The following is a 9,316-nucleotide window of genomic DNA, read 5'->3' as shown; positions in this document are numbered from 1 at the left end:
ACTTTTGGTTAAAACGCTCGGTGAACTTCATCGGGCGTTTTGTAATTTAAAGCTGTATGTGGTCTCTGTTCATTATAGAGTTTTACCGACTCGGCAACCATTTTCTTTGCTTCATTCAAGTCATTCGGCTTACTCAGTAAGTACTCCATCTTTAAGATGCCGTTCACTCTTTCTGCTAGAGCGTTTTGATAACAATCATATCCATCTGTCATAGAGCACCTCACATGATATTTTCTGTGTAATGACTGATATTCCTCAGCGCAGTATTGAATACCTCTATCAGAGTGATGAATAAGCTCACCCTCGTAGCGTCGATTTTTCAAGGCCTTCAGGAACGCGCGCTTCACTGTTTGTGTCTTCATATTGTCATCGAGATGATACCCAACTATCTTCCTTGAGTAGGCATCGGTGATTAAACTGAGATAGGTATTTCCTGTTTGCGTTGCCAAGTAAGTAATATCAGCGACCCACAGCTGCTCCGGTTTCGTTGGAACCATGCCTTCTTTGATGCAGTTTGGATGGCAGTGAAACCGATGATGGCTGTTGGTTGTTCGATGATAAGCCCTACGATTGGGGACCAATAGACGGTGTTGTTTTAGCAAACAGAACAAATGGTCCCGTCCTACATCAATGTTATGTTGACTGAGTAAGTGTTTGAGCTTGCGAGTTCCCAAGCGAGGATGTTGAATCCGTTGCTCTTTGACGAACCCAATGACAGACTGCTCTTTCCGAATTCGCTGACGCTCTGACGTACAACGTTTATAAAATGCCTGCCGAGTAATGCCAATAAACTGACAAGCTTTCGTCACTGTGAGTCTTTTGAGCGTTTTTTCCTTAATAACTCGGCTTTGCGCTTCTTTGAGATTCGAACTCCAAAATCTCTATCCATGACTTTTACGACCGCTTCAAAGAAGTCCGCTTTCAGTTGAGTTTCCTCAAGTTGTTGTTCGAGTTCTTTTATTCGTTGTTCAGGAGTATGAGCAGAAGGAGAATCAGACATATCATTACCTACTGTGTTTGGTTTCTCTATTCCTTTAGACCAATTTAGACGACCGTGCTTACGAAGCCAAACCAAGACCGTGGACCGACCTTGGATTCCATATCGCTCTTGGGCTTGTATATAGGTCATTTCTCCTTTTTCTACTTGGTCAACAACCGCCAATTTAAAGGCAAGAGAATAATCTCGCTGGGTTCGTTTACTTGTTGATTTCATGACACTCTCCAATTTCATGTTGGGAATGTGTCAACCTTATTTAGGACGGTACAATAGAAACGAAAAAAGACGTCCTTGGACGTCTTTAAACATGAAAGTGGCGGTGAGTGAGAGATTCGAACTCTCGATACGTTGCCGTATACACACTTTCCAGGCGTGCTCCTTCAGCCACTCGGACAACTCACCGAATCAAATTGTGGTTAGCGCGTTGCTAACGAGGCGCTAATTTAATGATTCTATTGGGTTAGGTCAAGGGAAATATCTGCTTTATTCCCAACAATCAAAACACTTGCTTAATCCTTGGCTAGTTTGATTAAAACTAAGCCAAAATCAACGTGTAGCGTAACCAGGGACTCGGAACCAACGGCGACAATGGTCAAGGAAATGACCGTAAAGGACTCCCATCACACAAGAAATCGCTGCGTTACTTGCTACTGCGGTAATGATTTGCTCCGGTGAGGCCCCCACTACCCATAGTATGGCGGCATAGACTGGAGATTGGAACAAAACATAAGCCAAGAGATCAGAGACATTTTTCATGAATCCAGTTGGCGAGAGCTTCGCACCTTGGCGAAGAACATAATCTCTAAAGAGACCATATGGCCAAGCAATCGCAATATTTACAGGAATAGAGAGTGTCCTAGATGCCAACGATTGCTGAAATGTCATTCCCGAAATAAAAATTTCAATCGCCATGCCGGTTACGAAGCAAAACACCACCATTGCAAATGTGTCTGCTGCTGCATGGCGAACACAAAAAGGAGCCTTAGATGCACTTTTCACGCACAAAAACCTAACTAAATAACGTTTTAATAGACAGAAAATCCACTCCTACCACTTATGGCAGAAACTTTCGCTATTAAAACATTGATTTTGTAGATTTTGGCACCAAATTTAATTACATAAAGTTGATAAACGACCAAATTTAGTAATTAAACTAGAATAAGAAACCAATAACGTGATTCAAGTCAACATAATTCGTCTTGCTGAGAAGAATTATGTAATCTAATTACATTTATCTAACAATACAACGACAAATTGCTCGACTATCGATTTATCTGGCTGCTTACCTGCAGATAAGTCTGACAGAAGCTTGCCAACAACAGTGCGCTCAACAGAACTAAACTTATCATCAAACTTAGCGATGATTTCTTCACATAGCTGCAAGGCGTTATTGACGTCTGCCTTTGCAATTGAGCTTTCGAGCTGACTGATCTTTTCTTTCAACGCGACTTTTTGGTTAGGCCTAAACTGTGTCAACTTTTGCGAGAAGGCGTGCAGAGTATCATCAAGCTTATTTTCATCGATCGGCTTAGGAATAATGCAATCAGCACCCGCTTTGCGCATTCTCTCCTGCGTCTCTTGGAATACATCAGCGGTACAGCCAATAATTAGAATGTTGGCACCTCGTTGATGAAGAGCGCGTATTTGACTAATGGATTCGACACCATCCATTACTGGCATGTGGTTGTCCATAAAGATTACATCGTATGAACCAATAGACATTTCATCTACTGCCGCTTGGCCATCTTCCACACATTTACAGCTGAAGCCTTTTGTTGCCAATAGTGTTTGTAAGATAATTGCGTTAGTTCGGTTATCTTCAACAATCAGGGCTCTACCCCCCTGACAATCGAGTTTGTGCACAACTTTCGCCTTGAAAGATTCCGGTTCGGTGATATCAATTGGTACGTCAACAACAAAGCTACTGCCCTTACCTAGTTCGCTTTCTAGTTCGATCGTTCCGCCCATCAACTCGCATAAGCGTTTCACTATCGCCAGCCCTAAACCGGTACCGCCATATTGACGGGTTGTCGAAGATTCTGCCTGTTCAAAAGGATTGAAAATTTTTGTCTGCGCAGAAGGAGCAATACCTATTCCGCTATCGGTCACCTTGATTATCAATCTTGTTTGCTCGATGGTCTGAACTTCATTGAAGGTAACGACGATTTCACCCTCGGAGGTAAACTTCACCGCATTATTGAGTAAGTTGAAAAGAATCTGTCGGATCCTGGCTTTGTCAGCCGAGTACCATCGCCGAGTGGTGATATCCGATTGGATTTTGAAATGCAGACCTTTCTCAGCGCAGAGGGTGTAGTAAACGCTGTGAATACTTCCCAAAATAGATTCGAGAGCAAAAGGACTCTTTTCTAATTCGAGGTGCCCTTGTTCAACTTTAGAAAAATCTAAAATCTCATTGAGCAATGTCATCATATGCTCGCCAGATTCATACAAGGTTTTGAGGTGTTTGGCCTGTTCGGGAGATAACTCGGTTTTCAACAGTATCTGCGCGGTACCTAGTACACCATTCATTGGTGTGCGGATCTCATGTGATAGTGTTGCCAAAAAAGCACTCTTTGCTTTTGTCGACGCTAATGCTTTTTTCTTTTCTCGCTCAAGGAAAGTAGTTTTTTGGTTAATGCTCGTAACTAGTTGCCCAATTTCATCCTGGCCGTGATATTCGAGTTTTACAACTCCACCTTCTTGCGAGTCTTGTGCTTGTTTCGATATTACTGTAATCGGGCTAATCAAGGTGCGGTTAATCAGCCAATAGCCCGCCACAAGACACAACAAAAGAATTGGCAAAATACCCAGTTCTACTTTGCCAACTAAGTTAAACATTGCATCGCTAACTCGATAGTTAGCATTGATGACTTGTACCTGCCATTGAAATTGGCCGAATGTTCGCTTACCAATATAAGCATTGTGGTGAAGCTTATAGTTGTGCTCGATAATAAGTGCGCCATTTTTATCGGAGAGCATGACACCAAGTTGGTATTGTTCTGCGTTCTTTTTGACAAAGGCCATCAAGTCATTCAGAGAGATATCAACGGTCGCAACCCCCCAAAACTCACCGCGTTTATAGTATGGCATTGAAGCCGTGACCATTTTCACATGAGTATAGGGATCGATATAGACTTCTGACCATGCCACGGTGCCAGGCGGTTTATTCGCCACTGAACGATACCACGGCTGCTGATCATAGCCACCGTTCGAGGGGTTATCCCACGAATGAATCCGGTCTATTGCGCCATCAGAAGCTCGATTGTAAAAGAAACTAAAGTATTTTCTTTCAGGATCCAGTGAAAAGGGTTTAGGCCAAATACCGCCACTCATTGTGACTTCATTGAGCACCGAAAACATTGCACTAAGTACACGCTCTAAATCTTCCGGTGTCCGGTCGCTCCCACCTATAGTGACTAGGCTTCGCAGTACTCCTAAAGAACCATTGAGCGAAACACCTATTTGATTCGCCATAAGTTCAGTACGCAGATCGAGGTTTTGTTCAAGCTGCTCTATCACAGGCTTTTTGACGACTGAATACGTCACCGAACCGACTAAGGTCAACGTGACAACTAAATAAGCGGCAAGAGCAAATATGCTTTTGCGTTTGAGAGAAGAACCTAGCGCCATAAATCAGTGTGTTTTAATGTTTTAGTGCTAATTATATGCAATAAAGTGGCGAGACGCTGTTGGAACCTGAGAGATTTCCTAACCAACTGTTTTAAATGTGCGGTAGGCACTGTTATCATGCGCTTTTGCGTTTGGAACCTCACATGACTATTGAGCAATTGTTGGAACAGCTTGAATGCCAGTCCCATCTGTTGAATGCCGCCCAAACACGCGGTTTTGTTACTGCAATGGCCGCTGCACCCTATCCACTTGATCCTAGTAACTGGCTACCTTTTTTGTGGGGAGGCGAAGAGTCGGCACCGTTCGAAGACGGTGAGCAGTTAGAGCAATATATCGATGTCATTGTCGCGATGTTCAATACTTACCGGCCTTCACTTCTCTCTAATCAATGGCAATGGCCAGAAAGTTGTAGTTTTAGTGAAGAAGAAATTGTAAACGACGCAACTCGTTCTTTTTGCGAAGGGTTATTACAAGGCTGGCAACTCGCACGAGACGATTGGGAGAGCATCATGCCTGAAGAAAGCGACGCCAATGTCTTATTAGGTGGTGTGCTTCTATCAGTGAGTATGCTTTACGACCCGGAAACTGCGCTGACCACGCTTCAGTCTCAGGGTGTAGAAGGTTTGGATCAGTTTGAAGAAATATACCAAGCGATTCCTATGATGCTTTCGGGCATCGCGATCAAAGGTAATGAGCTGGTTGAATAAAATTACCGCACTTTCGTTCGCTCAAAACCAACAAAGCCAGCGACTGCTGGCTTTGTTGTATTCAGGCAAACTACTTTAAGCGTTACCTTTCACCTTTAGGTTCAACTGCTCTGCAAAATCCAACATTCGATTTAGTGGGATCAAAGACTTCACTCTAACCTCTTCATCAACGAAAATTTCATGTTGTGCACCACCATTTTGCAGTGCATTTTCTATGGCTTGTAAACCATTCATAGCCATCCAAGGACAATGTGCGCAGCTACGGCACGTTGCACCAGCGCCCGCGGTTGGCGCTTCGATTAGCTCTTTTTCAGGAACCAATTGCTGCATTTTGAAGAAAATACCTTTGTCTGTCGCGACGATGAGCTTTTTATTGGGCAAGGTTTTAGCCGCTTTAATTAGCTGACTGGTCGAACCGACCGCATCTGCTAACTCAACCACGCTCGCAGGCGATTCTGGGTGAACTAAAATTGCCGCTTCTGGATAGAGGTGCTTCATTTTCCTTAGCGAATCTGCAGAAAACTCATCGTGAACGATACACTCTCCCTGCCAAAGCAGCATGTCTGCACCAGTTTGATTGGCAATGTACGAGCCTAAGTGACGATCAGGCCCCCAGATTATCGGCTTGTCTTGTTCATCAAGATACTCAACAATTTCTAAGGCAATACTGGATGTTACCACCCAATCAGCTCTCGCTTTAACGGCAGCAGATGTATTCGCGTATACCACTACCGTGTGATCCGGGTGGGCATCGCAAAACTCGGTAAATTTGTCTTCAGGACAACCCAAATCCAGTGAGCATTCGGCTTCAAGTGTTGGCATCAAGATTCGTTTTTCAGGAGTTAGAATTTTTGCCGACTCTCCCATAAAACGAACACCACCAATAATCAGGGTGCTAGCTGGGTGACGATTACCAAACTTTGCCATCTCCAGCGAATCGCCTACAAAGCCACCTGTCTCTTCCGCAAGGGCTTGAATCTCAGGGTCAGTGTAGTAATGGGCAATTAGAACCGCGTCTTTTTCTTTAAGCAGTCGCTTTATGTTTGCGATGTGTTCTTGTTTTTCTAAGTCTGAAAGTACCGGCGGCTTCGGAGGGAAAGGATATACCGTGTCGATTTTGTCTAATATGTGGCTCATTGCTATTGCTCAATGCAATTCCAGTAATCCGAGTATTGTACAACGGTTTTTGCAGCTGGATCAAAAAAGAGACGCTTTGCGTCTCTTTAAATAGTTATACGATATGACTTAAAGCTGTTTCGCTGCCAATTTTGCAGACGATGAATTAGGGTGCTCATCTATAACTCGTTGATAGTACTTACGAGCTTGAGTCGAGTTATTATTGCGTTTCGCTATGTCACCAAGTTTCAAAAGCGATTCTGCAAGTTTATTGGAGTCTTGGTACGCCAGCACTGATGCAAAATGCTCTACAGCTTTCTTATCCTCATTACCAGCAAAGAACAGTTGCCCTAGCCAATAGTGGGTATTCGGTGTGTAGACAGAGTCTGGAAAATCAGTCTGGAATTTTTGCAAAGCAGAAATCGCACCTGAAAAGTCTTTCTTTTTGAGTATCAGATCGACCGCCTGGGTATAGGCTGCTTGTTCGTCTACATCAGAACTGAAGCTCACCCCTGTCTGAGTATCTGTAACCTGCGACCCTTCATTGGTTACTACAGATACAGGAGGAGCACTATCCAAGTCTTGCAGCTGAGTTCTCAGCTTGTCCATCTCTACAAACAAATCTCTTTGTCTATTAAGAATTTGCTGCAAGTCGTAATTTTTTTGTTCCAACTCGCCACGGACAATACTCAATTCTTGCTCGAGATTATCGACTTGCTGCTGCATTCGGGCATTGACCATATTTTGGTTTTGCAACAAGCGTTCTAAGCGTTGAACGTCCGTTTCGTTGGCAGGGTTGAGCGTTGATGATGTGTTGTTTAGTGAAGTATTGCTTGAGAGAGTTACTGGGGCAGACAAATCAGATACTGGTGCTGGGGCAGCGAGCACAGGGCTCGCTGCACCTGCCAGCAACGTCAGCGTAACTGCGCGCTTGAAGTTACTGAACATACTATTAGCCTTAGAATTAGTACACTAGAACCGCACGACGGTTTTTAGCGTAAACTTTTTCTGATTGGCCAAGAAGCAGCGGCTTCTCTTCGCCAAAGCTAACGATAGAAATCTGATCAGCCTGAACACCTAGCGCTTGTAGGTATTTTGCAACAGCTTGAGCACGACGCTCGCCCAGTGCAACGTTGTATTCAGGAGTACCGCGCTCATCAGCGTGACCTTCTACTTTAACCTGTAGGTTAGAGTGCTTAACTAGGTATGCAGCGTGAGCTGCAAGCATTTCTTCGTAATCGCCCGCAATTGTAGCGTTGTCAAATGCGAAGTAGATAGTTGAAGATTCACGTAGAGCTTGTTGCTTAAGTTCAAGCTCAGTCATCGCGCCGTCAGCACCGATTGGCGTTGCTACTGTGCCATCGTCGTTAGTAGTTTGAGCGCTCTGGTTTTTTAGAGGCCAAGAGTTTGATGAAGAGTCTGCAGCATCATTGCTTGAACTACATGCTGTAACAGCCATTACTGGTAGTGCAATCAGTAGCCCTTTAAGAACTTTGTTAAGTTGCATTTTTAATTTCCTTACTTTAGATACGTATCTGCTACAAAAACGGTGACCAAGCAGGAGCTCGAACCCGCCCATTTGTTTCAGGTAGCCTTGCCTTGAACCTTCCGTCAATGGATACCATAGACAAAACGTTTTTTTCGTTATAGATCGAGCTGTAAATAACCATAGCACCATTTGGCGATATACTTGGTGATTCATCCAGCAACGTTCGCGTCAAAATTTGTACTGCACCGGTTTCCAAATCTTGCTTAGCTAAATTAAAGCCAGCATCATTGCGATTAACCATCACCAAGAAACGTCCATCTGGGGTAATTTGACCACCCAAATTTTGGCTACCTTGCCACGTCAAACGCTTTGAAGACCCGTCTTCCAAATTTACGTGATATATCTGTGGTTTACCACCCCGATCAGAGGTATAGATTAACGATTTACCATCAGGATGCCAAAATGGTTCGGTATTATTTGATCTACCCCTCGTAATCTGGGTCAATTTGCGTGAATTTAAGTCCAAAGTGTAAACGTGGAAACTGCCAGACTTAGACAATACCAATGCCATTTTTTGACTATTTGGTGAGAACTTTGGCGCACCATTGTGACGGGGGTATGACGTCAATTTTTCGCGTTCGCCCGTGTAGATGTCCATCACATAAATTTCAGCCTGACCATTTTGAAAACTCACATAAGCAAGCTTACGGCTATCAGGTGACCAAGATGGTGACATCAATGGCTGGCGAGAACGTAAAACCAATCGTTCGTTAAAGCCGTCGTAATCAGACACGCGAAGTTGATACGGGTAGTCATCTTTGTCATTTACCACCACATACGCGATGCGAGTTAAAAATGCGCCTCTCTCCCCTGTTAACGCTTCGTATACAAGATCAGAGATTCTGTGTGCATATTCTCTTAAGCGCTCACCCGGCACGCTTGCTCGTTTGTTGAAAATCAGGTGATCTTTAGAAAGAACTAGCTGACCTTCGCTGTTTAGCGATTTGCCTTGTCCTTTCGTCAACTGTCCACGTGCAACATCCACCAATTGGTAGTTGATTACATAGTTTCCGTTAGTCGACTGAGTAATGGTACCCGTTAACAACGCATCAACACCCATTGACATCCAACGTTCAAAGTCAACGTCCGCTTCATCATAAGGAGTTTGTGGCATGTTGCGTGCCGCTACCGGGCTAAACTTGCCACTGCGTTGTAAATCCGATGCCACGACTCTTGAAACATCATGAGGCAGTGCTCCCGGACCGTCCCATTTAAAAGGAACAATGGCGATAGGTCTTGCTGAGTCGATACCGTCAGTGATCACGAGCTCCAATGCGGCATGCGCGTATTGCGCTCCGCTCAGCATGACCAACATGA

Annotated in this window: 8 protein-coding genes and 1 tRNA gene; 1 reads left to right on the top strand and 8 read right to left on the bottom strand. The window is 44.1% G+C overall.

What is annotated here, in order from left to right; genetic code table 11:
* Nucleotides 1–8 precede the first annotated feature (8 nt).
* From ACXAFJ_RS04425 to ACXAFJ_RS04410, 4 genes are all read right to left on the bottom strand, one after another.
* Nucleotides 9–1,213, bottom strand: a protein-coding gene (locus tag ACXAFJ_RS04425; RefSeq protein WP_475321218.1) for an IS3 family transposase whose coding sequence is annotated in 2 segments (ribosomal slippage) — nucleotides 9–826 and nucleotides 826–1,213 — 1,206 coding nt in all. Because the reading frame shifts where the segments join, the coding sequence is not laid out codon by codon here.
* Between the two features lie 98 nt (nucleotides 1,214–1,311).
* Nucleotides 1,312–1,399 (bottom strand) — tRNA-Ser (locus ACXAFJ_RS04420).
* A gap of 144 nt (nucleotides 1,400–1,543) precedes the next feature.
* Nucleotides 1,544–1,996, bottom strand: coding sequence for an L-alanine exporter AlaE (locus tag ACXAFJ_RS04415; RefSeq protein WP_475321692.1), 453 nt, complete (start codon nucleotides 1,994–1,996; stop codon nucleotides 1,544–1,546).
* A 222-nt stretch (nucleotides 1,997–2,218) separates the two neighbouring features.
* Nucleotides 2,219–4,627, bottom strand: coding sequence for an ATP-binding protein (locus ACXAFJ_RS04410; protein WP_475321691.1), 2,409 nt, complete (start codon nucleotides 4,625–4,627; stop codon nucleotides 2,219–2,221).
* Nucleotides 4,628–4,770: 143 nt separating this feature from the next.
* On the opposite strand from ACXAFJ_RS04410, the gene ACXAFJ_RS04405 reads away from it, so the two are divergent.
* Entirely contained in the window at nucleotides 4,771–5,334 is a 564-nt protein-coding gene (locus tag ACXAFJ_RS04405; RefSeq protein WP_475321689.1) for a UPF0149 family protein, read from the top strand.
* Between the two features lie 75 nt (nucleotides 5,335–5,409).
* On the opposite strand, the gene nadA is transcribed toward ACXAFJ_RS04405, so the two are convergent.
* The 4 genes from nadA to tolB all read right to left on the bottom strand — a co-directional run bounded on the left by nadA (nucleotide 5,410) and on the right by tolB (nucleotide 9,314).
* Nucleotides 5,410–6,471, bottom strand: a complete 1,062-nt coding sequence (gene nadA / locus ACXAFJ_RS04400; protein ID WP_475321688.1) for a quinolinate synthase NadA — start codon at nucleotides 6,469–6,471, stop codon at nucleotides 5,410–5,412.
* A gap of 108 nt (nucleotides 6,472–6,579) precedes the next feature.
* The gene (gene ybgF, locus ACXAFJ_RS04395; RefSeq protein WP_475321687.1) at nucleotides 6,580–7,398 is read right to left on the bottom strand and encodes a tol-pal system protein YbgF; all 819 of its coding nucleotides are present in this window, start codon (nucleotides 7,396–7,398) and stop codon (nucleotides 6,580–6,582) included.
* Between the two features lie 16 nt (nucleotides 7,399–7,414).
* Nucleotides 7,415–7,957 carry a peptidoglycan-associated lipoprotein Pal gene (pal, locus tag ACXAFJ_RS04390; protein WP_475321685.1) on the bottom strand — a complete coding sequence of 181 codons (543 nt, stop codon included), beginning with the start codon at nucleotides 7,955–7,957 and terminating at the stop codon, nucleotides 7,415–7,417.
* Nucleotides 7,958–7,988: 31 nt separating this feature from the next.
* A complete protein-coding gene (gene tolB / locus ACXAFJ_RS04385) occupies nucleotides 7,989–9,314 on the bottom strand; it encodes a Tol-Pal system beta propeller repeat protein TolB (RefSeq protein ID WP_475324058.1) in 1,326 nt (441 codons plus the stop codon).
* Between the last annotated feature and the right edge of the window lie 2 nt (nucleotides 9,315–9,316).

It is taken from the genome of Vibrio sp. ABH4_348 (genome assembly GCF_056159765.1).
Note: the sequence above shows the minus strand (reverse complement) of the source record. Positions and strands in the feature narration are given on the sequence as shown.